General features: G+C 64.9%; 19 protein-coding genes. 13 read left to right on the forward strand and 6 right to left on the reverse strand.

The annotated features are described in order from the left end of the window. Nucleotides 1-83 precede the first annotated feature (83 nt). From G4G71_RS05665 to G4G71_RS05685, 5 genes are all read left to right on the forward strand, one after another. On the forward strand, nt 84-980 hold the full coding sequence (locus G4G71_RS05665; protein ID WP_169936007.1) for a lipopolysaccharide core biosynthesis protein: 897 nt from the start codon (nt 84-86) through the stop codon (nt 978-980). Further along, a complete protein-coding gene (locus tag G4G71_RS05670; protein WP_169936009.1) occupies nt 980-1,534 on the forward strand; it encodes a serine acetyltransferase in 555 nt (184 codons plus the stop codon). Before G4G71_RS05665 ends, G4G71_RS05670 begins: the two co-directional genes overlap by 1 nt. A 164-nt stretch (nt 1,535-1,698) precedes the next feature. Beyond that, nucleotides 1,699-2,655, forward strand: coding sequence for a glycosyltransferase family protein (locus G4G71_RS05675; protein WP_169936011.1), 957 nt, complete (start codon nt 1,699-1,701; stop codon nt 2,653-2,655). Between the two features lie 16 nt (nt 2,656-2,671). Continuing rightward, nucleotides 2,672-3,559 carry a glycosyltransferase family 2 protein gene (locus tag G4G71_RS05680; protein ID WP_169936012.1) on the forward strand — a complete coding sequence of 296 codons (888 nt, stop codon included), beginning with the start codon at nt 2,672-2,674 and terminating at the stop codon, nt 3,557-3,559. After that, nucleotides 3,469-4,797, forward strand: coding sequence for an O-antigen ligase family protein (locus G4G71_RS05685; protein WP_240964881.1), 1,329 nt, complete (start codon nt 3,469-3,471; stop codon nt 4,795-4,797). The genes G4G71_RS05680 and G4G71_RS05685 overlap by 91 nt, the downstream gene beginning before the upstream one ends. Here G4G71_RS05685 and G4G71_RS05690 read toward each other — a convergent pair. Further along, nucleotides 4,781-5,434: a lipopolysaccharide kinase InaA family protein gene (locus tag G4G71_RS05690; protein WP_169936014.1), complete on the reverse strand. Its 654-nt coding sequence runs from the start codon at nt 5,432-5,434 to the stop codon at nt 4,781-4,783. The two genes, G4G71_RS05685 and G4G71_RS05690, sit on opposite strands and share 17 nt — an antisense overlap. Nucleotides 5,435-5,534: 100 nt before the next feature. On the opposite strand from G4G71_RS05690, the gene msbA reads away from it, so the two are divergent. From msbA to G4G71_RS05720, 6 genes are all read left to right on the forward strand, one after another. Beyond that, nucleotides 5,535-7,364, forward strand: a complete 1,830-nt coding sequence (msbA, locus tag G4G71_RS05695) for a lipid A export permease/ATP-binding protein MsbA (RefSeq protein ID WP_169936016.1) — start codon at nt 5,535-5,537, stop codon at nt 7,362-7,364. Between the two features lie 22 nt (nt 7,365-7,386). Then, complete coding sequence (locus G4G71_RS05700; RefSeq protein ID WP_169936018.1) at nt 7,387-8,283, forward strand: GNAT family N-acetyltransferase; 897 nt, start codon at nt 7,387-7,389, stop codon at nt 8,281-8,283. Between the two features lie 175 nt (nt 8,284-8,458). Further along, nucleotides 8,459-9,871 (forward strand): PIG-L deacetylase family protein, encoded by a 1,413-nt coding sequence (locus G4G71_RS05705; protein WP_169936020.1) that lies wholly within the window; start codon nt 8,459-8,461, stop codon nt 9,869-9,871. A 64-nt stretch (nt 9,872-9,935) separates the two neighbouring features. Beyond that, on the forward strand, nt 9,936-11,360 hold the full coding sequence (gene hldE / locus G4G71_RS05710) for a bifunctional D-glycero-beta-D-manno-heptose-7-phosphate kinase/D-glycero-beta-D-manno-heptose 1-phosphate adenylyltransferase HldE (RefSeq protein ID WP_169936022.1): 1,425 nt from the start codon (nt 9,936-9,938) through the stop codon (nt 11,358-11,360). Between the two features lie 247 nt (nt 11,361-11,607). After that, the gene (locus tag G4G71_RS05715; RefSeq protein ID WP_169936024.1) at nt 11,608-12,891 is read left to right on the forward strand and encodes an acyl-CoA dehydrogenase family protein; all 1,284 of its coding nucleotides are present in this window, start codon (nt 11,608-11,610) and stop codon (nt 12,889-12,891) included. Nucleotides 12,892-12,901: 10 nt separating this feature from the next. Continuing rightward, a complete protein-coding gene (locus tag G4G71_RS05720; RefSeq protein WP_169936026.1) occupies nt 12,902-14,107 on the forward strand; it encodes an acyl-CoA dehydrogenase family protein in 1,206 nt (401 codons plus the stop codon). 128 nt (nt 14,108-14,235) lie between these two features. On the opposite strand, the gene G4G71_RS05725 is transcribed toward G4G71_RS05720, so the two are convergent. The 4 genes from G4G71_RS05725 to G4G71_RS05740 all read right to left on the reverse strand — a co-directional run bounded on the left by G4G71_RS05725 (nt 14,236) and on the right by G4G71_RS05740 (nt 17,966). Then, complete coding sequence (locus tag G4G71_RS05725) at nt 14,236-15,147, reverse strand: NUDIX hydrolase (RefSeq protein WP_169936028.1); 912 nt, start codon at nt 15,145-15,147, stop codon at nt 14,236-14,238. A 329-nt stretch (nt 15,148-15,476) separates the two neighbouring features. Next, complete coding sequence (locus G4G71_RS05730; RefSeq protein ID WP_169936030.1) at nt 15,477-16,280, reverse strand: aldo/keto reductase; 804 nt, start codon at nt 16,278-16,280, stop codon at nt 15,477-15,479. Further along, a complete protein-coding gene (locus G4G71_RS05735) occupies nt 16,277-17,452 on the reverse strand; it encodes an NAD(P)/FAD-dependent oxidoreductase (RefSeq protein WP_169936032.1) in 1,176 nt (391 codons plus the stop codon). The genes G4G71_RS05730 and G4G71_RS05735 overlap by 4 nt, the downstream gene beginning before the upstream one ends. A 181-nt stretch (nt 17,453-17,633) precedes the next feature. Continuing rightward, nucleotides 17,634-17,966 (reverse strand): DMT family transporter, encoded by a 333-nt coding sequence (locus tag G4G71_RS05740; protein WP_045216137.1) that lies wholly within the window; start codon nt 17,964-17,966, stop codon nt 17,634-17,636. A 142-nt stretch (nt 17,967-18,108) separates the two neighbouring features. Here G4G71_RS05740 and G4G71_RS05745 point away from each other — a divergent pair, with 142 nt between their 5' ends. Continuing rightward, nucleotides 18,109-18,993, forward strand: coding sequence for a LysR family transcriptional regulator (locus G4G71_RS05745; protein ID WP_054906323.1), 885 nt, complete (start codon nt 18,109-18,111; stop codon nt 18,991-18,993). A gap of 154 nt (nt 18,994-19,147) precedes the next feature. Then, nucleotides 19,148-20,419 carry a lipid IV(A) 3-deoxy-D-manno-octulosonic acid transferase gene (gene waaA / locus G4G71_RS05750; RefSeq protein WP_169936034.1) on the forward strand — a complete coding sequence of 424 codons (1,272 nt, stop codon included), beginning with the start codon at nt 19,148-19,150 and terminating at the stop codon, nt 20,417-20,419. Between the two features lie 258 nt (nt 20,420-20,677). Here the strand turns inward: waaA and G4G71_RS05755 are convergent, their stop codons facing one another. Then, nucleotides 20,678-21,271 (reverse strand): helix-turn-helix domain-containing protein, encoded by a 594-nt coding sequence (locus tag G4G71_RS05755; RefSeq protein WP_169936036.1) that lies wholly within the window; start codon nt 21,269-21,271, stop codon nt 20,678-20,680. Nucleotides 21,272-21,275: the final 4 nt, after the last annotated feature.

The following is a 21,275-nucleotide window of genomic DNA, read 5'->3' on the forward strand; positions in this document are numbered from 1 at the left end:
CGGCTGCGGGTCTCCCTTCCTATCTACCGGCCTGGACGCTGGTTGTGCCCTTTGGCAATTCATTGACGAGCGCGCGATTGCAAATGTTGGAACTGAAGCTGGAAGGTGGTCGACGCTGGCTGGGCGAGGGAAGCGTTCAGATTCCTGTCGTCGAGTTCGGAGAATGCCGTGGGCGTTACCAGGGCAGCGTGTTTCTGCTCGCCTCCGGGCCCTCCGCCGGTGAGTTTCCGCTGACCCGCTATGCGGACTGGCCCGTCATCGCGATGAACGGCTCCATCGTTCGCTGTGTCGACCAGCAGATCACCCCATTCTTCTATATCTGCGACGATCCCGGTTTTGTGCGTGATCGCCCTGATCTCGCCTGCCTCGGCGCGCGCAACGCGACCCATCTAGCCATGAGCCTGAACTGCTTCCAGGAGTTGCATCGCCATGATCCGATGTTGCTGCCGCAACGAGCGGGCATCCTGCTGCTGGAACGGGCCAACCGCCGCCATGGCGTGGCTGCGCTTTCCGATCGCTCCTATGCCTGGTCCATCCGCAAGGATCCCGATCTGATCTGCGGGTTCTCCCTGTTGTACAGGAAGACCAATCGTATCGGCTTCAGCCGTGATATGGGCAAGGGTTATTTCGGCGGCCGTACGATCCCTTACGCCGCGACGCAGCTAGCTTGTCATCTGGGGTTCAGCCAGGTCTTCATCGTTGGCATGGACCTGAACAAGAGTATCGGACGCTTCTATGAAACTGGAGCGGCCGCATTGCCCAGCAGCCTCGACGAGGATTTCGAGGATTACATCCTGCCCAGCTTCCGGATCGTCGCCGAGAAGGTCTCGCCCCGGTACCCGCTGAGGCTATTCAATCTGTCGCAGGGCAGCCGGTTGCCGGCCAGCGTTGTGCCGAAGGTCGAGCCCACCCAACTGGATGCATTGCTTGAAGCAGAAATTGCAGCGGCGGGTGGCAAACGTCTGCGAGCGAGGTCGTGATGGATCTGCAGCAATTGATCGAATGCTGGAAGCGCGAAATCTCGAACAAGAAGAAGCCTGGTAGCCGCATCGGGCTTTTCAGCAACATCGTGAAACGTGCCTACAAGAGCAACGTGCTGCGCTATCTACTGCAGTTCCGCCTGGCCCAGTTCCTCTACGGCAAGGGTGGGCTACGGCGACGTTATGCACTGCGCATGCAACGCAAGTTGAATCGACGCTATGCGGTAGACATCAGCGTTGCTGCGCAGATCGGCCCCGGCTTCCGGATCGCTCACCTGCCGGGCGTAGTCATTACCGGTTATGCGCAGATCGGCAGGAATTTCTTCATCCGGCAGAATTCCACGGTCGGCATCAAGACGCTCGGGCGGTTGAACTATTCTCTAGTGATCGGCGATGACGTGAGCCTCGGCGCGCACAGTTGCATCATCGCCGACGAACTCGAGATTGGCAGTGGCGTCACTATTGGAGCGATGACGTTCGTCAACAAGAGCCTTCCGGCAGGCTGCACGTATTACAACACCCGGCAGAGCCAAATTATTCACGCCACATCCTGAGACGGCCGTTGCCTTGACCGGGTTGTTCAGCGTCCCCTAATCTTCGCGGCGCATCGTCCCTGTCGCCTGACCGTGGTGATGAGGCAGGGCGCTGGCGATAGACAAAATCGGTCCAGGATGCACGCTAAATCGATTGCCCGTACTCTGGGATGTAAAGGTGATTCTTGAAAGTTCTGTTCCTGGTCCAGAAAGAACAACGCGCCATTCTCGATCGTCTGTATGACGGTATCGCCGAACATTGCGACTGCGACCTGCGCTGGTTGAGCAGCGACGAGCAGGCCAACCTGCGCCGTTACTTCCGCGAGCAGGTGGATGTGTCGAAGTACGACCGTATCCTGTTCTTCCTGCGCTTCAAAAAGGAAATGCGCCAGGCATCCTTCATCCGCAGCGTGCCCAACCTGGTCATCCTCGAGCACGATGCCTACCAGAACTACATTCCCTGCAAGTACACCGGCAAGTTCAGTGCGCACTACCGCCGACTGCCCTGGGCCCGGGTGATCAGCTCGGGCTTCATGGTCAGCGAGCGTCTGCGCCAGGAAGGCTTCGATGCGGTCTTCGTGCCCAAGGGCTACGACCAGGACCTGCTGCATGACCTGGGGCGGGAGCGGGATATCGAACTGGCCTTCGTCGGCAGCACCGGAAGCGTTGCCTACAGCGGTCGCAAGGCGCTGCTGGACGAGTTGGGCCAGATGGAAAACCTGCTGGTGACCAAGACCAACTCGGGCGAGGACTACCTGAACACGCTCAACCGTATCCGCTTCTTTGTCAGCGCGGATGTCGGGATGGGCGAGTACATGATCAAGAACTTCGAGGCCATGGCCTGTGGTTGCGTGTTGCTGGCGTATGACCAGGGCGAGGTGGAGAACCGCGCGCTGGGACTGCAGGACATGCAGAACGTAGTGCTCTACCGTGATGTGGCCCAGCTGCGCAGCAAGCTGCAGGCGCTGAGGGACGACCCGCAGCGCGCGGCTCGCATCGCCGAGGCCGGGCGGGCGCTGGCGGTGGAGGGCTTCGGGTTCAGCAGGATCGGCGCGCGGATCGTCCAGGCCATGGCTGCCCCACTGCGCGAGCGGCCGCGGCCCGGTATGCTGGAGCGATTGCTCCGGGCCGTGGGGATCTGAGCGATGACAACGTACAATGACACCCGCATCTGAGGTGCCTGTGGAATACCCGCTGATTTCCGTGCTGGTACCTTGCTACAACCGCCAGCGCTATATCGAAGAAGCGCTGCTGAGCATTCTCGAACAGGACTATCCGAACTTCGAACTGATCGTCGTCGATGACGGTTCGCAGGATGCGAGTGCGCAGAAGATCCAGGCGTTGCAGCAGCGCTTTGATTTCCAGTTCTTTCGCCAGGCTAATACAGGGGTGAGTGGTGCCCTCAATACGGCGCTTGGTCATGCCCGAGGTGAGTTCATTGCTACACCGGACTCAGATGATGTCATGTTGCCTGGAAGGCTGAGTGTTCAGGCGGCTTATCTACAGGCAAATCCCGACGTCGGCTGCGTAGGCAGCAAAGTGGTGTACATCGATGAGCAAGGAAGCAGAATAAAATCTGAGAAGGCATCGGAAGTCTGCCGGCTTACTTTCGATGAGTTGCTTGCCAACGCTCGTGCAGTGGGCGGCGGGGTTGCCATGTATCGGCACGAGGCTTTGAGGCGTGCCGGCTTCTACGATTCGGAGATCCGTGTTCAGGATTTCCAGATCACTCTCAAGATCGCTTACCTTGGCTACCGAGTCGATGTTCTTCCGGACCATGGGACCCTCTATCGCCAACACTCCAGCAATTTGTCCAGGACGCTGTATCGGCAGCAGTTGATCTACGACCTGATGGCCATAAACCCCTATCGTGATCACCCTTGCTACCGGAAGGGCCTGGCCTGTGTGGTCAACAAGGCGCTCAAGCATTCGGTTGTCAACGACAAGGCGTATGCATGGTCGGTTCTGCTGAAGCTGCCGCTCTGGAACTGGAATCGCGTTACCTTGCGGCGTTTGCGCCATCTGTTGTTCAAGTTCAGTCGTTAATGAATAAGTTGCTTATGAAAAAACTGATGGTGCGCGCCTGGAATCTCTGGTGTCCCACGGTGGGACCTATTGGTAGCCGCCTCGGAAAGGGCAGTCGGATTGCCGAGGCCATGCTCGGTGTCGGCGTGCTCTGGAGTATCGGGGGCGTACTGCTGACCCCGAGCATGAAGTTTTACTTCAACATGGTCCTGCTGTTCGGTTACCTCCCGGCGCTGTGGCTGAGTGTGGCGCGCCGTCGCGAGCTGGTCCACGTCCTTTCTTCGCACCGGGAAGCCTGGTTGCTCTTGGCGCTGTTCGGCTGGGCGGCTCTGTCGCTGCTCTGGGCCGAGGGAGTAGAAGAGCCGTTCAATGTGCTCAAGCGTGTCTCCCTCTTCATGCTGCTGGTGCTCGGTTGGGTACTTTGGGGGCGCTCGGACGAACGCAGGCTTCGGTTGTCGCTACTGTCACTGGTTACCCTGGCCGGGGCCTACAGTCTGCTGGCGCTGCTCTTGCAGCCCCATTACGACGCGCATCGGCTCAACGGTTTCGGGGGCTTCCTTGATAACCCCAACTCGGCGGCGTATGCGGTTGCCTTCATAGTCGTGATGGGCGTTCCGCTGGTGCCGCGCAAGGGCTGGCAGCAATTGCCCTGGGTGACCCTGCTGGCCGCGGCGTTGCTGTATGTCGGCCTGTGCGGTAGCCGCGGCGCATTGCTGGCGTTGACGGTGACGGCGGTCCTGAGTCTGCTGCTGGTGCCTGGGCGCGTTGCCAAGCTGCTGCCGCTACTGCTGCTGCTGGGTGGCGGAGCTTTGTTCTTCTTCGAACCCGCACTCATCCTTCGAGGTGACTCCGAACGCCTGGAGCTGCTACGTAGCGCCTGGCCGTTGGTGCGCGAGCATTTCTGGGTGGGTGTGGGGTTGGGGGGAGACTATGCGGTGAGTGGGCCTGGCGGGATCTATCATCGCGGGGCTCATAACTTCCTGGTTCACACCTCGATTCAGTATGGTGTGCCGTCCCTTCTGGTATTCCTGGTGATGTGGTTCATGGTCGGCCTGCGCGCCTGGTGTTGCCGTACGCGAGCGCTAGGGCTATCCGTTTTGTTGCTCTGGGTATTTTCCAGCGTCGCCATGCAGTTTGACGTGTTCAGCCTCTGGGAGCGCACGCGCGCAATGTGGCTGATGCCATGGGTGGTGATCCTGCTGGGGCTGTGTCTCGAGCGCTGGCCTCAGGCGAGGCCGGCGATCATGGAGCCGCGCTAAGAATCGCCTCGAGCTCCTGCTGGCTCCAGCGCACTCGGCTGCTTGCCAGGTAGGCTCTGGCGAGGCCGCTGGTGTGGCCACCGGCGAGCAGCCATTGGCGGTCGCTGTCGTAGCGCAGCATGTGGGCGAAGTTGCGTTTGCGCTGCTGGCGCGACAGGGCGCGGCGATGTTTCTTCATGTCGGCGAGGTCGATCAGGCCCAGGGTGCCTTCGGGGGTCTTCACCACGTTGCCCAGGTGCAGCGAGCGGAAGTACACGCCCTGGTCATGCAGCTCTGCGATCAGCTCGCCCAATTGGGCCGCCAGGTGCGTATCCGCTTCTCCGGCCGCAATCACCTGACGCAACGTGTCGCCTGGTAGCGGCTGATAATGCACCGCATCACGGGCGATCTCCGCAATGCGGTAGACCGCAATGATCCGCGGGCAGGGCACCGCCAGGCGCTGCAGTGTCTCGGTGTTGTCGGCGAAGCGCTGCGCGTAAGGATAGAGCGCGGCCGAGGATATCAGTCGCTTGCGCCGGAACAGCTTGAGGAAGTTGCCATCGGCCAGGCACAGGACCTTGTCGCCATGCTTGTCGGCTTCCAGCACCTGGGCGCCGGCGCGCAGCGCTTCGTAGGCGGAGAGAGCAAGGTCTTGCATAACGGGTTCCTGAATCGATAGCCGGCTATAGTAGCCCACCCGCCGGGCAAACGAGAGCGCTGTGTTATAATCGCCGACCTTTTAAGCGTGCGATTCCTACATGTCCGGTAAAGAACCCCAGGCAACTTCCAGCCTGAAGATCTACTTCCGACTGCTGTCCTATGTGCGCCCGTATATCGGGATGTTCCTGCTCAGCATCATCGGCTTCCTGATCTTCGCCGCGACCCAGCCGATGCTGGCGGGCATCCTCAAGTATTTCGTCGACGGCCTGGCCCATCCGGATGCCAAGCTGTTCCCCAATTCCTCCGTGGCCTGGCTCAGTGACCTGTCGCTGCTCTACGCAGTGCCGCTGCTGGTGGTGCTGATCGCCGTCTGGCAAGGCGTTGGCTCCTTCCTCGGCAACTACTTCATTGCCAAGGTTTCCCTGGGGCTGGTGCAGGATCTGCGCATTGCGCTGTTCAACAACCTGCTGACCTTGCCCAACCGCTATTTCGACAGCAACAACTCCGGCCACCTGATCTCACGCATTACCTTCAACGTGACCATGGTCACCGGTGCGGCCACCGATGCCATCAAGGTCGTGATCCGCGAAGGCATGACCGTGGTCTTCCTGTTCCTCTCGTTGCTGTGGATGAACTGGAAGCTGACCCTGGTGATGCTCGCCATCCTGCCGATCATCGCCGTGATGGTGACGACCGCCAGCCGCAAGTTCCGCAAGCAGAGCAAGAAGATCCAGGTGGCCATGGGCGATGTGACCCATGTGTCCTCCGAGACCATCCAGGGCTATCGCGTGGTCCGCAGCTTCGGCGGCGAGCCCTACGAGCGTGAGCGCTTCCGCCACGTGACCAACGAGAACACCAGCAAGAACCTGCGCATGAACAAGACCTCGGCGATCTACACGCCGATGCTGCAGCTGGTGATCTACAGCGCCATGGCCGTGCTGCTGTATCTGGTACTGCTGCTGCGTGGCGATGCCACCGTCGGCGACCTGGTGGCCTACATCTCCATGGCCGGCCTGCTGCCCAAACCGATCCGCCAGCTCTCCGAAGTCAGCTCCACCATCCAGAAGGGCGTGGCCGGTGCCGAGAGTATCTTCGAGCAGCTCGATGAGCAGCCCGAAGTGGACAACGGCACCGTCGAGCGTGACCGCGTACAGGGCCGCCTGGAGGTGAAGAACCTCAGCTTCACCTACCCAGGCACCGAGCGGAAAGTCCTGAACGAACTGAACTTCAGCGTCGAGCCGGGCCAGATGGTGGCGCTGGTCGGTCGTTCCGGCAGCGGCAAGTCGACGCTCGCCAACCTGATCCCGCGCTTCTACGACCACAGCGAAGGGCAGATCCTGCTCGATGGCACGGACGTCGAAGACTACAAGCTGACCAATCTGCGCCGGCACATCGCCCTGGTGACCCAGCAGGTCAACCTGTTCAACGACAGCGTGCTCAACAACATTGCCTATGGCGACCTCGCCAGCAAACCGCGCGAAGCGGTGGAGAAGGCGGCCGAAGATGCCTTTGCCCGCGAGTTCATCGACCGTCTTCCTGAAGGCTTCGATACCGAAGTCGGCGAGAACGGCGTGATGCTCTCCGGCGGCCAGCGCCAGCGCCTGGCAATTGCCCGCGCGCTGCTCAAGGATGCGCCGGTGCTGATCCTCGACGAGGCCACCTCGGCGCTGGACACCGAGTCCGAACGGCACATCCAGGCCGCCCTGGAGAAGGTCATGGAAGGCCGCACCACGCTGGTCATCGCCCACCGCCTGAGCACCATCGAGGCGGCGGACCTGATCCTGGTGATGGACCAGGGCCATATCGTCGAGCGCGGCACCCACGATCAGCTGATCGCCCAGAACGGCTACTACGCCCGTCTGCACGCCCGCCAGTTCGCCGACGATCCGGTCGACGGCAACGAATTGAGCGTCGAGCAGCCGGTATGACGCTGGAGCGGAACACCCTGGCATGCTGAATCGTCTGCGAGTCTTCCGCGAACGCGGCTGGACGCCCATCACGGCGGCAGACTATGCCGCCGCCTGGCACCGGTTTGGTGGCAGCGTCGCTACCCACCCCGACGTCGTCGAGCGCCTGGCCGCCCTGGCCGGTATCCCGGTGCGCTACCTCGGTTGGTTCGAAGGCGACGAACTGCGCGCCGCCGTGGCCACCTGGGGGCGCAACCTGGCGTTGTCCAAGGACGTGCTCAAGCGCGAGGGCAAGAAGGCGTTGTTCGACCTGGGCAATGCCGAAATCATCCTGCCGATCGCCGACGGCGCGCGCATCGAGCTGCGCCATCAGGTGCGCTACCTCTCCGAGCTGAACCGCGAGCAGGTCAGCGACGCCCGCGAGCAGCCCGAGCAACTGGCGATGAACCGCGCGCCGGCCGACTTCTCGAAAAAATTCCGTTACAACCAGCGCCGCGAACAGCGTTTGCTGGAAGAGGCGGGCGGTGTGCTGCAGCCGATGAGCGAGCTGAGCCCCGAGGAGCAGGCGAGCATTTATGCCGACCTGTTCCAGCGCCGCTGGGAGTTCGAGGTGCCGGGGAAGGCGCGGCTGGCCGAAGTGTTCGGCCTGATGCGCGAGTTCATGCGTGGTTCGCTGGTGCGCCTGGACGGCGAGCCGGTGGCGATCCAGATTCTCTACCGCGTCGAGGCGCCGAAATGGATCAGCGTCGAATACATAAATGGCGGCGTGGCACCGGAGAACCGTGAGTTCAGCCCCGGCAGCGTGCTCAGCTTCGTCAATACCCAGGAGGCCTGGGCCGAGGCCGAGGCACTGGGCAAGCCGCTGCGCTACTCCTTCGGCCGCGCCGACCGCGAGTACAAGGACCGCTGGTGTCACCGGGTGCCGGTGTTCCAGGTCTGACCCCGCTTTTCGTAGGAGCGAGCTTGCTCGCGAACCGCATGACACGGCAGTGCCAGGCGGAACACCGTTCGCGAGCAAGGGCCAGGCGCCCCCTCGCTCCTACAGTTCGTGCACGGTGCCTTGGCCCGTGCGTAGGAGCGGACTGCGTCCGCGATCGGTTTCCACGGAGAACGACATGACCGCCCGCAAACAGCAACTGCTCAAACAGCACCGCCGCAAGAAGCGTGTGGTCCTGCTCGTTGCCCTGCTGGCGCTGATCCTGCTGGGTATCCTCGCGCCCTGGTGGAGTGTGCCGCTGGCCGTGTTGCTCGGCTGGGTCGCCCATGAGGCGTGGTTCGCCGATCACCTGTTCTACTCCCCGCGCGACGACTATCGCTACGACTTCCCCGAAGGCTCCATCGCACTGCCGGTCTCCCTGGGCGCGCACGGCTTGCACGTTGCCACCGGCGCGTTGCCGGAGCGGGAGGAGACCCTGGTGCTGGAGATCGAGGTGAAAGCCTCGTTGCTCGGCCGCTGGCTCGATCCGCAGGTAGTGATCGAGGGCGTCGAGAGCGACCGTCAGGACTTCGAACGGGGCGTCAGCGGCAAGCGCTACCTCAACCTCTCCGGTCAGGGTGAAGCGCTGCGTGCCGGGCGGCTGCGCATCCGCAACCGCCATTGCCGGCTGGCGCAGCAGGGCGTGCTGCATGCCTTCGACAATCCCGATTACGCCCGGCAGCGCCTGCTGATCATCGCCCCTCACGCGGATGACGCCGAACTGGCTGCCTTCGGCCAGTACAGCCGTTGCCCGGAAGCCTGGATCGTCACCCTGACCCAGGGTGAAATCGAGGCCGAGCACTACCAGCGTCTCGGGCTGGGCAAGGCCGAGGCCGCCAGGCTCAAGGGCCGCCTGCGCACCTGGGACAGCATCGCCGCGCCGCTCTGGGGCGGGGTGCCTGCCGAGCGCTGCGTGCAGTTGGGTTACTACTGCCTGCAACTGCCGGCGATGTCGGCGGAACCGAGCAAGGCGTTCGGCTCCCGCGAGTCGGACGAGCACGATATCCGGACGGCTCGGGGCTTCAACTCGCTGAGCCTGCCGGGCGATAGCGACGGCGCACCGACCTGGCTCAACCTGGTGGCCGATCTGACCTCGCTGATCGAGCACATCCGTCCGGAAGTCATCCTCACCGCGCATCCGGAACTGGACCCCCACGCCGATCACGTGCACGCCACCCGCGCGACCCTGGAGGCCATCGAACGCAGCATCTGGAAGCCGCAGACCCTGCTGCTCTACGCCAACCACCTGCACGACAACGACCGCTGGCCCATGGGCCCGGCCGATGGCGGCATCGCCCTGCCACCTTGTATCGAGGCATTGCCGGCCGACCCGCTGTGGAGCCCGGTGCTGGATGCCGCGACGCGCATCGACAAGGCCCAGGCCCTGGCGTTGCAGCACGATCTGCAGACCCCGCTCACCGGCAAGAAGCGCCTGCGCCGGCTGATCCAGCGTGTGCTCGCCGGTCGCCAGTGGCCGGTCACCGGCGACGACGAGTTCTTCCGCAAGGCGGTGCGTCGCCACGAGCTGTTCTGGGTGCGCAGACTGCCCTGACCGGCGCAAGTCGCACCGGGCGGCTATGGTATTATCCGCGGCGATTTCGACCTGCGGAGTTCCCATGAAATTGACCATGCCCCGATTCGATCAGGCCCCCGTTCTAGTAGTCGGCGACGTGATGCTCGACCGCTACTGGCACGGCGCGACCTCGCGCATCTCGCCCGAGGCCCCGGTGCCCGTGGTGCGGGTCGAGCAGCATGAGGACCGCCCCGGTGGCGCCGCCAACGTCGCGCTGAACCTCGCCGCCCTCGGCGCTCCGGCCTTCCTGGTCGGCGTCACCGGCGTCGACGAAGCCGCCGACAGCCTGAGCGACAGCCTGCAGGCCGTGGGCGTGACCACTCGCTTCCAGCGCATCGCCGGCCAGCCGACCATCGTCAAGCTGCGGGTCATGAGCCGTCACCAGCAACTGCTGCGCGTGGACTTCGAGGAAGCCTTCCGCACTGACGCCGTGGCGCTGTCCGCCGACGTCGAGGCACTGCTGGACCAGGTCCGCGTGCTGGTGCTCTCCGACTACGGCAAGGGCGCGCTGAAGAACCACCAGGCACTGATCCAGGCCGCCCGCCAGCGTGGTATCCCGGTGCTGGCCGACCCCAAGGGCAAGGACTTCGCCATCTACCGTGGCGCCAGCCTGATCACCCCGAATCTTTCCGAATTCGAAGCCATCGTCGGTCGCTGCACCGATGAAGCCGACCTGGTTGCCAAGGGCCAGCAGCTGATGACCGAGCTTGAACTCGGCGCGCTGCTGGTCACCCGCGGCGAGCACGGCATGACCTTGCTGCGCCCCGGCCATAGCGCCCTGCACCTGCCGGCCCGGGCCCGCGAAGTGTTCGACGTCACTGGCGCCGGCGATACCGTGATTTCCACCCTGGCCGGCGCCATCGCCGCTGGTGAGGATCTGCCGCAAGCCGTGGCCCTGGCCAACCTCGCCGCCGGCATCGTCGTCGGCAAGCTCGGCACCGCCGCCATCAGCGCTCCCGAACTGCGCCGCGCCGTGCAGCGCGAGCAGGGCTCCGAGCGTGGCGTGCTGAGCCTCGACCAACTGCTGCTGGCCATTGAGGACGCCCGCGCCCACGGCGAGAAGATTGTCTTCACCAACGGCTGCTTCGACATCCTCCATGCGGGCCACGTGACCTACCTGGAACAGGCGCGCGCCCAGGGCGATCGCCTGATCGTCGGGGTCAACGACGACGGTTCGGTCACTCGCCTGAAAGGCCCGGGCCGCCCGATCAACAGCGTCGACCGCCGCATGGCAGTGCTCGCCGGCCTCGGCGCGGTGGACTGGGTTGTCAGCTTCGGCGAAGACACCCCCGAGCGCCTGCTTACCGAAGTTCGTCCGGACGTGCTGGTCAAAGGTGGCGACTACGGCGTCGAGCAGGTGGTCGGTGCCGACATCGTCAAGGCTTACGGCGGCGAAGTCCGCGTGCTGGGCCTGGTGGAAAACAGCTCCACCACCGCCATCGTCGAGAAGATTCGCCACCAGGGCTGATCTGCTTTCGCTAGCCTGGGCCGTTCCTGCAGGGAGCGCCTTTTGTAGGAGCGAGCTTGCTCGCGAACAAACCCCGCTGCGGGGCAATTCGCGGGCAAGCTCGCTCCTACAGACTCTCATCACCCCAGGTAACCCCGCATACCCCCCACTGACCGCTCTGCCAGCGACCAACGGCAAAGCGGTCATGGTTCCCCCGCCGTTTCCCGGCGCATGATCGGGGCATCCACCCTCCGCGGAGCGAGATGCCATGACCACCGACGTGCAGGGCCGCGCCCTGGCCGTGCTGAACCGTGTCGCCCAGGCCGATTGGCCGGACCGACTCAAGCTGCGCAAGCCTTTCGAAAGACTGCTCTACAGCGGCAGCCGCACTGGCTTCCGGCTGGCCAGCGAGCGCGCCGCCAAGCAGCCCAAGACCCCACGCAAGGCCGATCCGGACGGGCTGTTCGACCTGTCCCTGTCCGACGAGCAGCAGATGCTGGTGGAGATGCTCGAAGGCTTTGCCGCCGAAGTGCTTCGCCCGGCCGCCCATGAGGCCGACGCCAAGGCCAACCTGGGCCTGGAGCTGCTGGCCCAGGCGCAGGAGCTGGGGCTGACCCACTACGGTGTCAGCGAAGTGCACGGCGGCATGGCTGGCGAGCGCACGGTGGTGACCAATGCGCTGATCGCCGAATCCCTCGCCCGTGGCGATCTCAGCCTGGCCGCCGCGCTGCTGGTGCCGCTCTCGGCGGCCAACTGCATTCGCCGCTGGGCCTCATCGGAACAACAAGCCCGCTGGCTGCCGGCTTTCGTTGCTGAAGAGGGGGCGCCGCTGATCGCCATTGCGGTGAACGAGCCGCAGCTGCTGGCCGATCCGTTGCGCCTGTCCACCAAGGCCCGCAAGCGTGGCTCGAGCTACACCCTGTCCGGCGAGAAGTGCCTGGTGGTACGTGGCGTGGATGCGCAGAAGCTGATCGTGGCGGCGGATGCTGGCGACGGCCCGGCGCTGTTCCTTATCGACACCCGCGCCAAGGGTGTCGAGGCACGTGCTGAATCGGCCATGGGCTTGAAGGCCACCGGAACCGCGCGAATTCGTTTCAAGAATGTGAAGGTTCCGGCCGAACAGCGTTTGGCGGCGGAGCAGTTCGACTATCAGTCCTTCCTCGATTACACCGCGCTGGCCTGGTGTGCGTTGGCCGTGGGCACCGGGCAGGCTGCGCTGGACTACGTCATCACCTACTGCAACGAGCGCGAGGCCTTCGGCGAGCCGATCAGCCATCGCCAGGGCGTGGCCTTCATGGTCGCGGACATTGCCATCGAGCTGGACGCCATGCGCCTGATGGTCTGGCGCGCCTGCGCGCTGGCTGAGCGCGGACAGGCTTTCCATCGCGAGGCCTACCTGGCGAAGCTACTCTGCGCCGAGAAGGCGATGAAGATCGGCACCGACGCGGTGCAACTGCTCGGCGGCCACGGTTTCACCCAGGAACACCCGGCCGAACGCTGGTACCGCGATCTGCGCGCCGTCAGCCTGATGGCTGGCGGCCTGCATCTGTAAGGAGCCTTGCATGTACCTCGAGACACCGAAGAAATTCCGCACCTTGCAGAACCAGGCCCGCCAGGTTGCCGAGAACTACCTGCGGCCGATTTCCCGCAAGTACGACAAGGCCGAGCACGCCTATCCCAAGGAACTGGACCTGCTCGCCGCGCTGCTGGACGGCATGAACGCCGGTTCGCCGGACGCCGTCGGCGCCACCTCGGCCAGCAAGCGCAAGGCCGGCGCGGAGGAGGGCGTGAAGAACGGCGGCAACCTCTCCGCCTGCCTGGGCGTGATGGAGATGTGCTGGGGCGACACTGGCCTGTTGCTGGCCATGCCGCGCCAGGGCCTGGGCAACGCCGCCATCGCCGCGGTGGCCAATGAGGAGCAGCTCAAGCGCTTCTCCGGCACCTGGGCAGCCATGGCCATCACCGAGCCGGGCTGCGGCTCGGACTCGGCAGCGATCCGCACGACTGCTACCCGCGATGGCGATCACTACCTGCTCAACGGCGAGAAGATCTTCGTCACCTCCGGCGCCCGCGCCGATGCCGTGGTGGTCTGGGCGACCCTGGACAAGAGCCTGGGTCGCGCGGCGATCAAGTCCTTCGTGGTGGAGAAGGGCACGCCGGGTATGACCGTCACTCGGCTGGAGAAGAAGCTCGGGATCAAGGCCTCGGACACCGCCTCCATCAGCTTCACCGATTGCCGCGTACCGGCAGCGAACCTGCTGGGCAATGCCGAGATTGACGTGCAGAAAGGTTTCGCCGGGGTGATGGAAACCTTCGACAACACCCGGCCGCTGGTGGCCGCCATGGCCATCGGCGTGGCCAAGGCCTCGCTGGATCGCACTCGCGAGCTGTTGAAGAAGGCCGGCTGCCGCTTCGACTACCGCCAGCCGCTGCTGACCGCCAGCCACGCCGAAGCCACGCTGTATCGCCTGGAGGCCGAATGGGAAGCGGCGCGTCTGCTGACTCTGAAGGCGGCGTGGATGGCCGACAATCGCCTGCCCAATTCCAAGGAGGCCTCCATCGCCAAGGCCAAGGCCGGGCGGGTAGCCAACGAGGTGACACTCAAGTGCGTCGAGTTGGCGGGCGCGTTGGGCTATGGGGAGGAAGAGTTGCTGGAGAAATGGGCGCGTGATTCGAAGATCCTCGACATCTTCGAGGGCACCCAGCAGATCCAGCTGCTGATCGTGGCGCGGCGGTTGCTCGGCAAGAGCTCCAGTCAATTGAAGTGAAGCTGTTGTAGGAGCGAGCTTGCTCGCGAACTGCTCAACGCCGGCGTACCCGCCTGACATGGTTCGCGAGCAAGCTCGCTCCTACAGACGTCGCCCTACCGTCAGGCAGGGCGAATCAGGGGACGGCCTCAGGCCGTGCGTCGCCCGCTGCCGGCATTGCCGGCGGCGGGCGGCCACTGCTCCATCCATTCGCGGAAACGGATGCGCTCTTCGCGCACCAGCCAACCTTCCTGCTCGGCGAAGCTTTCCGATAGCCAGAGGCCGCGGGTGCTCGCCTTGCACAGTTCGCCCTTGCTCAGGGTGAAGAGTTCGCCAGTGGGTTGGCCATGCTCCAGCGGCAACAGGTAAAGGTCCGGACGACGGCGATCGAGGCGCGCCACCAGCGGACCGCTTTCGAGTTTTTCGTCGACATGGAACAGGCTGACCTCGCGGGCGTCCTTGGGCAGCTCCATGCGCAGGTCGTAGACCAGTTGCAGGGAGGCCGTCGGCAGATGCACGTAGGCCTGCGGGCGCTCCAGCAGGCGCAGCGCGCCGGCCTGTACCGGACGCGAGGCGCCGGACAGCGGGGTGAGCGAGAAGTGGCTGGTTTCGCGGTAGCGCAAAATGCCCTCATACGGCGTCGGCAACCAGGTGTCGCCGAAGCGCCCGCCGAGCCAGCCGTCGGCGGTTTCCACCAGGCATTCCTCGGCCACTTCCTGGATCGCCGTGAGCAGCGGCAGGTTCAGCTCATGGGCCGGCACGTAGCCGGAAATCAGCTTGAGCACGGTGTCGCCACGATCCAGGCGGCGCTGGCGCACCAGGATCCAGTGGTCGCGGCCTTGGTAATTCAGGGTCAGGCGCACCGAGACGCCGAGATTGGCCAGTTCGGTGGTAAAGCGTTCGGTTTCGTGGATTTCGATGGGGCGGCGCTTTTCCAGGACCTGGGCGAAGTTCAGGGGCTTGCCGAGGGTCTGGTAGGCGAGACCTTCCGGGCTGGCTTCCACCAGCAGCGGCAGGGTCTTGAAGGCGGTCGGGTCCTTGCGGGCGAGCGTACGGGGCATGTGGGGGTTCCTTCTCGTACAGGGCGCCGGGTTGCGCCGGGCGCGTCCTTTTCAAAGGCGACGCCGACGCCAACGCTGACCGTCTGCGGGAGACGGACCGGCCGATCGTTCTTTTCGGGGTCGCTACAACCTAGACAGCCTGACACCGATCCTGGTGTCATCGAAAATCAAAAGGATTTCCGGATTTTTCCCTGAAAGGCTTGGCGATTCCGAGAGTTTTGCAGGGAAATCATCGGCTGGCGACAGTTTCTGTGCCCACGGTTTTCACCGGGGGAGTTGGAGCATGGCACAGGAATACGCAATCCACATGACCGTACGGCGTCTGCCGATCAGTGGTCGAGCACCTCGGCGGCGATGCTCACGTTATGCGCCAGGTGCAACGGATTGATGGTGCCGACGATGGCGCTGGCGACGCCCGGATGGCCCAGCACCAGCTCGAAGCTCGCGCGCACCGGGTCCACTCCCGGCGCCAGGGTGGCGTGGCCGCTGGCCAGGGCCTTCTTGATCAGGATGCCGCGACCCTGGGCCAGGGCATGGTCGATCACTGGCTTTTCTGCCTGTTCATTGAGGTTGTAGGTGACCATGGCGCAGTCGCCGCGCTCCAGGGCCAAGAGGCCGCCGTCGGCGGTCTTGCCGGAGAAGCCGAAGCCGCGGATCAGCCCTTCGTCCTTCAGGCGCTCCAGGGTCGCGTAGACCTCGGTGCCGCGTAGGATGTCCAGGTCGTTGCCGTCGGAGTGCACCAGCACCAGATCGATGTAGTCGGTCTCCAGGCGCTGGAGGCTGCGCTCGACCGAGCGGCGCGTGTGGGCGGCGCTGAAGTCGAACTGCGACTGGCCGCCGACGAATTCCTCGCCGGTCTTGCTGACGATCACCCACTGATCGCGCTGGCCGCGCAGCAGCGGGCCGAGGCGTTCCTCGCTGCGGCCGTAGGCTGGCGCAGTGTCGATCAGGTTGATACCCAGGTCGCGGGCCAGGGCGATCAGGTCGGCGGCCTCGCGGTCATCGGGGATGCGAAAGCCCGCGGGATATTTCACGCCTTGGTCGCGGCCCAGTTTCACGGTGCCCAGGCCCAGCGGCGAGACATTCAGGCCGGTGCTGCCGAGCGGGCGGTGCAGGTGATGCAGGGTCTTCATCCGAACAGCTCCTCCCAGACCGGGCGAGCTATGGCGGGACGAGGCAGTGCGGGCAGGGCAGCTGCGGCCTGTGGACGTACTCCGGCTTTATCCAGGGACTCCAGCACGCGATCGGCGAAGTTCGGCGCCAGGGCCAGTTTGGTCGGCCAGCCGACCAGCAGTGCGCCGTCCTCGGCGAGGAAGGCGCTGTCCGGGCGCAGCAGGTTGTTCTGCGAGGGCTCGGCACGGTCCACTCGCAAGGTGGCCCAGCGCGCGGCGGAAAGGTCGATCCACGGCACCAGCTTGTGCAATTCACGCTGCGCCTCGGCGATCTGCTCGGCCTCGTTGCGCGCCACGCCGCCGGATTCGGCGATGTCGCCGCCCAGGTACCAGACCCAGTCGCCATTGCTCAGCGGGTGGGTAGTGACGGTGACGCGTGGCTTCGGCCCGCCGCCAAGGCAGTGGGCGTACAGCGGTTTCAGGGTCGGCGCGGTGACCAGCACCATGTGCAGCGGGCGGCGCTGCATTTCCGGGCGCTCCAGGCCCAGCTCGCGCAGCAGCGCCTCGTTGCCGGCGCCGGCGCTGAGCACCACGCGCTGGGCGCGGATCTCGCGGCCGTCCACGCACAGGCCGACCAGCTTGTCGCCTTCACGCAGGGCTTCGATGCGCTCGCCGGCCAGTAGGCCGTCGCCGGCCAGTTCGGCGAGGCGTGCAACCAGGCTGGGCACGTCCAGCACCAGTTCGGTGAGGCGGTAGGCCTTGCCCTTGAAGGCTTTATCCTGCAGCGCTGGCGGCAGGTCGCTGCCCTTCACCTGGGCGACGCGGCTGCGCACTGCCTTGCTGGCGAAAAAGCTGGTGAGGTTGCCGGCGAGGCCGCCGGGGGACCACAGGTAGTGGGCGTCGGAAAGCACGCGCACGCCGCGCAGGTCCACTTCGCCGGTGCCAGCCAGGCAGTCGCGCCACAGCGCGGGCATGTCGGCGATGGCTTCCGAGGCGCCGGTCAGCGCGCCGTGCAGCGCGTACTTGGTGCCGCCATGGATGATCCCCTGCGAGCGCATGCTCTGCACGCCGCCCAGCGCGGTGTTCTCCACCAGCACGGTGGAAAAGCCGGCGCGACGCAGGCGAGCGTTGAGCCAGAGACCGGCGATGCCGCCGCCGACGATGAGGATGTCGGTGCTCAGGGATTCGGACATGAAAGCGCCTCGTGGGGAAAACGAAGCGCGCAGTATAACGCCTGATAGATCCGGCGGCCGTTCGCAGCGGTGGCCCGGGCTTGTAGGAGCGAGCTTGCTCGCGAACCCGCTTGACGCCGGGCTGCCGGGAGAGCGTTCGCGAGCAAGCTCGCTCCTACAGAAGGCGGCTGGCGACGGTGCGTCAGTGACCGGCGGTGCGGGAGAACAACTGGATAACCACCACACCGCTGACGATCATGCACATGCCGAGCACGGCGGCGGTGTCGAGTTTCTGCTGGTAGAGGAACAGCGCCGCCACGCTGACCAGCACGATCCCCAGGCCGGCCCAGATGGCGTAGGCAATGCCCACGGGAATGCTGCGCACCACCAGGGTGAGCATCCAGAAGGAGATGGCATAGCCGACGATCACCAGTATCAGTGGCAGCGGCGTGGAAAGGCCCTTGACCGACTTCAGCGAAGCGGTGGCGACGACTTCGGCGACGATGGCGATGGCGAGGTAGAGATAGCCGGGCATGGTGGGTGCTCCCCGGAACGACACGCCGCTCGGTATGAGCGACACGCTGCTGACGTTCGATTCTGCCGGGCATTCTAGTCTTTCCGGCGATGGGATAAAGTCATTACCTATCTGTATCTGAGATAGGTTGGAGGGGTGGGCGATGCAGTGGAACCTGGACCAGTTGCGGCTCTTCGTCAGCGTCGCCGATCAGTCCTCCTTCTCGGCGGCGGCGCGCCAGTTGCAGCGCGTGCAGTCGGCGGTGAGTTCATCCATCGCCCTGCTGGAAAGCGACCTGGGCGTGACCCTCTTCGAACGCAGCAGCGGTCGCCAGCCAGTGCTGACCGCCGAAGGGCGCGCGCTGCTGGACGAGGCACGGGAGGTACTGCGCCAGTGCGAGCGCCTGGAGAGCCGTGCGCGCTCGCTGGTTTGCGGCACCGAGCCACTGTTGCGCCTGGCCCAGGACGAGGCGATGCCCTATCAGCCGGTACTTTCGGGCCTGGAGGCGCTGGCGCAGGAATTCCCCAGCGTGGAGGTACAGCTTTCCAGCAGCGCCCAGGGCGACGTGGCGCGCAAGCTGCTGGAGCGCCGTGCGGACCTGGGCCTGCTGTTTCATCACGAGGGCATGCCGGAGGAACTCGAGCGGCAGCGCCTGGGCACCATCGAGATGGTCACCGTGTGCGGCGCCGGGCATGAGCTGGCGAAGCTCGACTATGCCGATCGCCGCGAACTCGCCCGGCATCGCCAGTTGCTGATGGCCCCGCAGGACAGCCATTACCCCGGTGGCGAGCAGATCAGCCCACTGGTCTGGCGCGCCGACAGCTTCTACGCCATGGCTGAACTGCTGATGCGCGACCTCGGCTGGGCCTGGTTGCCGACCCACGTGGCGCAGTACCCGGCCTACCAGCCGTTGCTGGTGGAGTTGGCCAGCGACTGGACGCCGCCGCCGTTGGTGGTGGAGCTGGTCTGGCGCCGCGACGAACCGCTGGGGCCGGCGGCGAACTGGCTGGGCGAGTGCTTCGCGGAGCATCTCGCCGCGCCCGTGTGATCTGCTCTTCGTAGGAGCGAGCTTGCTCGCGAACAGGGTTTCCTGGCCGCTCCAACGTCAAGCGGTTCGCGAGCAAGCTCGCTCCTACCAAGAACGGTGCACCCTACAGGATTGTGCGGCCGCCAAGCGCGCGAATTTGCTACTCTCCGCCGCCATGAACCGGACCCTCTATACCCTGCTGTTCCACCTGGGCCTGCCGCTGGTCGCGCTGCGCCTGTTCCTGCGTTCGCGCAAGGCGCCAGCCTATGCCCAGCGCATCGGCGAGCGCTTCTCCCTCGGCCTGCCAGACCTCAAGCCCGGCGGCATCTGGGTGCACGCGGTGTCGGTGGGCGAGAGCATCGCCGCCGCGCCGATGATCCGCGCGCTGATGCAGCGCCATCCCGGCCTGCCGATCACCGTCACCTGCATGACGCCCACCGGCTCCGAGCGAATCCGCGCGATGTTCGGCGACCAGGTGCAGCACTGTTACTTGCCGTACGACCTGCCTTGGGCGGCGGCGCGCTTCCTCGACCGCGCTCGGCCGGTGATGGGCGTGATCATGGAAACCGAGCTGTGGCCCAACCACATCCACCAGTGCGCCAAGCGCGGCATTCCGGTGGCGCTGGCCAACGCGCGGCTGTCCGAGCGTTCGGCGCGTGGCTACGCGCGTTTCGCCGGGCTGACCCGGCCGATGCTCGAAGAGATGAGCTGGATCGCCGTGCAGACCGAGGCCGAAGCCGAACGCTTCCGCCAGCTCGGCGCGCGACCGGACTGCGTGAGCGTCACCGGCTCGATCAAGTTCGACCTGACCATCGACCCTGAACTGCTGGTCCGCGCCGCTGACTTGCGCGGCCAGTGGCAGGCACAACAGCGGCCAGTGTGGATCGCCGCCAGCACCCACGCCGGGGAGGACGAAATCGTCCTGGCGGCGCATCGCCAACTGCTGGAAAAACATCCGGACGCCTTGCTGCTTCTGGTGCCACGCCACCCGGAGCGCTTCGGCCCGATGTTCGAACTGTGCCAGCGTGAAGGCTTCCGTACCCAGCGTCGCTCCACCGGCGAGCTGGTCACGGCGGACACCCAGGTGCTGCTCGGCGACACCATGGGCGAACTGCTGTTCCTCTATGCGCTGGCGGACGTCGCCTTCGTCGGCGGCAGCCTGGTGCCCAATGGCGGCCACAACCTGCTGGAGCCGGCGGCGCTGGGCAAGCCGGTGCTGTCTGGCCCGCACCTGTTCAACTTCCTGGAAATCGCCGCCCAGTTGCGTGAGGTCGGCGCGCTGCGCGAAGTCGCCGATGCGCCTTCGCTGGCGGTGGGCGTGGCGGCGTTGTGGGACGAGCCGGCTAGCGCCGAGCGTATGGCAGAGGCCGGGTTGGGGGTGATGAAGGCCAATCAGGGTGCTTTGGAACGGTTGCTGGATGGCCTGGGCCGACTGATCAAGGGTTGATCGGGCTTCGGTGCGACGGATTTTCCTCACCCTAGCCCTTTTCCAGGGGAAGAGGGGCCGTTCGGTGTAGGGCCAAGCGCCGAGTCAGCCGGATGTTACCGTTCTTGAAAGCTGGGAAACGGAGCCTGACAAAACGTTCACCCAGAACTTCCCGGTGCCTCGACTGTAGGAGCGAGCTTGCTCGCGAACGCTCTTTCGGCAGCAACGGCATCAGGCAGGTTCGCGAGCGAGCTCGCTCCTACGAAAAGCCCCGAGACTTCAGAACGTCGGCGGCGTAATCACCCACAGCACCACCGCGTCCACATCTCCCGGATTGCCGTAGCGGTGCGGCTCCTGGCTGGAGTAGCTGAAACTGTCGCCTTCATTGAGCAGGAAATAGCGCTCGCCCACCCAAAGCTCGAAAGTGCCACTAAGCAGATAGCCGGCTTCCTCGCCCTCGTGGCTGTAGCTCTGCTGGCTGTAGGTGCCGGGCGGGAACTTCGAGTGGAGGATTTCCAGCTGGCGGCTGGGCTGCGGGCTGAGCAGTTCGTCGACGATGCCGTCCTCGTAATGCACGCTGGTGCGGGCGTTGCGCCGTACGACGTAGCCGGCGTCCGATGGGTCGACCTGCACTTCGCTGGCGAAGAACCACTGGATGGTCACGCCCAGGCTGCGGGCGATGTTGAACAGCGCCGGGATCGATGGATAAGCCAGGTTGCGTTCCAGTTGGCTGATATAGCCGGCAGTCAGCCCGCTCTGTTCGGCCAGCTCCGCCAGAGTCATGCCACGGCGCTTGCGCAGGCCGCGGATGCGGGTGCCGAGGAACTGCGCTTCGGCGTTGGCGGGTGCTTCCTGCGGGGCTTTGCGGCTCATGCGG

Source organism: Pseudomonas multiresinivorans, assembly GCF_012971725.1.
GTDB classification, from domain to species: domain Bacteria; phylum Pseudomonadota; class Gammaproteobacteria; order Pseudomonadales; family Pseudomonadaceae; genus Pseudomonas; species Pseudomonas multiresinivorans.

What these genes read in the sequence shown, in the direction of transcription:
- G4G71_RS05700 (WP_169936018.1), top strand. Translation starts at nt 7,387, where the DNA reads ATGCTGAATCGTCTGCGAGTCTTCCGCGAACGCGGCTGGACGCCCATC.
- G4G71_RS05705 (WP_169936020.1), top strand. Translation starts at nt 8,459, where the DNA reads ATGACCGCCCGCAAACAGCAACTGCTCAAACAGCACCGCCGCAAGAAG.
- G4G71_RS05670 (WP_169936009.1), top strand. Translation starts at nt 980, where the DNA reads ATGGATCTGCAGCAATTGATCGAATGCTGGAAGCGCGAAATCTCGAAC.
- G4G71_RS05735 (WP_169936032.1), bottom strand. Translation starts at nt 17,452, where the DNA reads ATGTCCGAATCCCTGAGCACCGACATCCTCATCGTCGGCGGCGGCATC.
- G4G71_RS05745 (WP_054906323.1), top strand. Translation starts at nt 18,109, where the DNA reads ATGCAGTGGAACCTGGACCAGTTGCGGCTCTTCGTCAGCGTCGCCGAT.
- G4G71_RS05690 (WP_169936014.1), bottom strand. Translation starts at nt 5,434, where the DNA reads ATGCAAGACCTTGCTCTCTCCGCCTACGAAGCGCTGCGCGCCGGCGCC.
- G4G71_RS05680 (WP_169936012.1), top strand. Translation starts at nt 2,672, where the DNA reads ATGACACCCGCATCTGAGGTGCCTGTGGAATACCCGCTGATTTCCGTG.
- G4G71_RS05715 (WP_169936024.1), top strand. Translation starts at nt 11,608, where the DNA reads ATGACCACCGACGTGCAGGGCCGCGCCCTGGCCGTGCTGAACCGTGTC.
- G4G71_RS05720 (WP_169936026.1), top strand. Translation starts at nt 12,902, where the DNA reads ATGTACCTCGAGACACCGAAGAAATTCCGCACCTTGCAGAACCAGGCC.
- G4G71_RS05725 (WP_169936028.1), bottom strand. Translation starts at nt 15,147, where the DNA reads ATGCCCCGTACGCTCGCCCGCAAGGACCCGACCGCCTTCAAGACCCTG.
- G4G71_RS05665 (WP_169936007.1), top strand. Translation starts at nt 84, where the DNA reads ATGTTGGAACTGAAGCTGGAAGGTGGTCGACGCTGGCTGGGCGAGGGA.
- G4G71_RS05685 (WP_240964881.1), top strand. Translation starts at nt 3,469, where the DNA reads ATGGTCGGTTCTGCTGAAGCTGCCGCTCTGGAACTGGAATCGCGTTAC.
- hldE (WP_169936022.1), top strand. Translation starts at nt 9,936, where the DNA reads ATGAAATTGACCATGCCCCGATTCGATCAGGCCCCCGTTCTAGTAGTC.
- G4G71_RS05730 (WP_169936030.1), bottom strand. Translation starts at nt 16,280, where the DNA reads ATGAAGACCCTGCATCACCTGCACCGCCCGCTCGGCAGCACCGGCCTG.
- G4G71_RS05740 (WP_045216137.1), bottom strand. Translation starts at nt 17,966, where the DNA reads ATGCCCGGCTATCTCTACCTCGCCATCGCCATCGTCGCCGAAGTCGTC.
- waaA (WP_169936034.1), top strand. Translation starts at nt 19,148, where the DNA reads ATGAACCGGACCCTCTATACCCTGCTGTTCCACCTGGGCCTGCCGCTG.
- G4G71_RS05755 (WP_169936036.1), bottom strand. Translation starts at nt 21,271, where the DNA reads ATGAGCCGCAAAGCCCCGCAGGAAGCACCCGCCAACGCCGAAGCGCAG.
- msbA (WP_169936016.1), top strand. Translation starts at nt 5,535, where the DNA reads ATGTCCGGTAAAGAACCCCAGGCAACTTCCAGCCTGAAGATCTACTTC.